This is a genomic window from Bartonella sp. CE47NXGY (assembly GCF_042195415.1).
In the GTDB taxonomy this organism is placed as follows: domain Bacteria; phylum Pseudomonadota; class Alphaproteobacteria; order Rhizobiales; family Rhizobiaceae; genus Bartonella.
On record NZ_JBHIOI010000098.1, the window covers coordinates 1 to 2,259 of the forward strand.

The window sequence follows — 2,259 nt, forward strand, 5'->3', positions numbered from 1 at the left end:
CGAGATCTTTGAGCAATATCAAGTAGTTTTCCATCAGCATCTTTTTCATTGTTACTGATCTTCAACGTCCATTTTGTATTGTTTTTTAGATCAAAGTGCACATTTCTGTCTTTAGCAATATTTGCTCTACCCTCTAAAATAGACTGATCTGCGCTTAAGGTGAAGGTGCCATTGGAGATCGCTTTAACCTCTTTATCATCCCACAAATCTTTATCTTTCCATGACGCTTTGTCCCAAGCAATACCATTTCCTAGTAAAACATCGGCATGGACTTCTGATTTTTTAAGATTGACTGTGCCGATTGATGGAGCTGTAGCATCTTCGATGCTTTTTTCAACAACAGCTCCGATGAAAATTCCTGTGCCATTTTCAGCATGAATCTCTGCATTGGTCAGATTGATCTCATTACTATGATATTTTTGTGGATCATGCGAGCCATTTGGATTATCATCGGAGAAAGTTGCGAATTGTAAACCGGCAACTTCTACTGTGGCAGAAACATCTGTCAGATCAATATGTCCGCCATTTATTACAACCAGCGCAGCCATTTTTGCTTCTATTTTATTTTTTTTCCCATTCTGAGGAGTGTCGGATTGGGGATCTAGACCTTTAGAATTAGTATCAATAGCGCCATTAACCATCTTAATTGTGCCATCTTCACCAGTAGCGAGACCAATACCAACATTTTGAATAGTTGTTTTGCCATTTAATTCAACTATACTATCGGCCTCCCAAGTGCTTACACCAACGGTTGCTGCTTCGGACTCACCACCGATTATTGTTAAATCTCCGCTAATGATTTTACTCCCATCATCTGCATAAAGACCTTCATCAAAATTTTGAATGGTTGTTTTGCCAGTTAACTGAATTTCACTCCCAGAGCCCGATGTCCATACACCAGATCGTGCTTCATTGGGGTTGTCATTAATTGCTTTACCACCGACTATTGTTAAATCTCCGCTAACGATTTTGCCACCATTAAAGGCTTCAAGACCGACAAAAACTTTTTCAATGGTTGTATGACCCTTTAATTGAACTTCACTATTGGGATCAATGGCTGTTATACCAGAAGTACCGTATTCTTGGTTTTCATAAGCAGTTATTGTTAAATCTTCGCTGGTGATTTTACCACCTTTTTCTGCTCTCAGTCCATCTCTAACTTTTTCAATGCTTGTTTTGCCTTTTAATTCAATTATGCTTCCAAAGCCATTGGCATTTGCACCGTTTCCGAAGTTATTGGTTGTTAGAGTAACATCCGTAATTTCAATACGTCCACCATTTTCTGTAAATAATGCGCCTTCATGTCCATTCAAACTTCCTCCTATGACAGCCCCTCCTTTCATGGTGATCTTGGATTCTATACCATCTGCATGGAGTGCATTACCCTTAGATGATGCGACTGTAACATTGTTGTTTAAAGTAATGATGCTGCCGTTTCCAGCATATACCCCATCAGTTTCCCCATCGAGTGATCCTCCAGACACTGTTATTGTCGAGTGATCATCTGCAAATATGCCTTTTAGTGCTTGAGTTACGGTTACATTGTTCAAGGTTACTGTGCTGTTTTTAGCACTTATTCCTAAGGATAGTGAACTGTTATCGTTTTCACTCGATATTACTACGTCTTCCAGCTTGTTTTTTTTACTCTTACTGTCAGAAAAGGAAGCACCAGTGCTAGATAAAATGCCAGATGAGGAGGCCTCCATTCCAGAATATGTAATTGTTCCCTTAGTCATTTGAAGTGTAGCACCGTCTTTGGCTTCAAGTCCTAAGAAAATACCAGAACCAGTGCCTTTAATGGTTGTGCCATCCAGTAACTCAATCGCACTGTTAGCACCTTCTGCTGTTACAGCATAGACGGTTTGGTTTGTGCCTTGGTTTATATCTTTATTCGTAACAATGGTTAAATGTTTTCCAATGATTTTGCCACCGTCTTTTGCGTGAATAGTTTCGTAGGTTTTATCGGATACTTCTTGTTGTTTTCCCTCAGAAACTACGAGGGTTTCAGCATGTGCACTGAACTGGATGTTGAACAGGATAATAGCGGCTGCAGCCGTACATGATAAAAGGGATGTTTTATACACTAGTATTCTCCTTATGAGAGCCCCAAAATATTCATTTCCCCGCGAACTTCATAAGAAGAAGTGAAAATGGATAGTTGTTATTACTTTCAGTAATTGTCTTTATTTGGTAAGACATTTTTGGTTTTTTGTCAAAATTAAAAAATAATTGATATTAATTATGTCTAATACAAAATGT

1 pseudogene is annotated in these 2,259 nt (G+C 38.7%); it reads right to left on the minus strand.

Going from position 1 to position 2,259, the window contains the following annotated elements:
* Positions 1 to 2,084: pseudogene (locus tag ACFIL3_RS09725) on the minus strand (autotransporter outer membrane beta-barrel domain-containing protein); the annotation flags it as partial.
* Positions 2,085 to 2,259 lie beyond the last annotated feature (175 nt).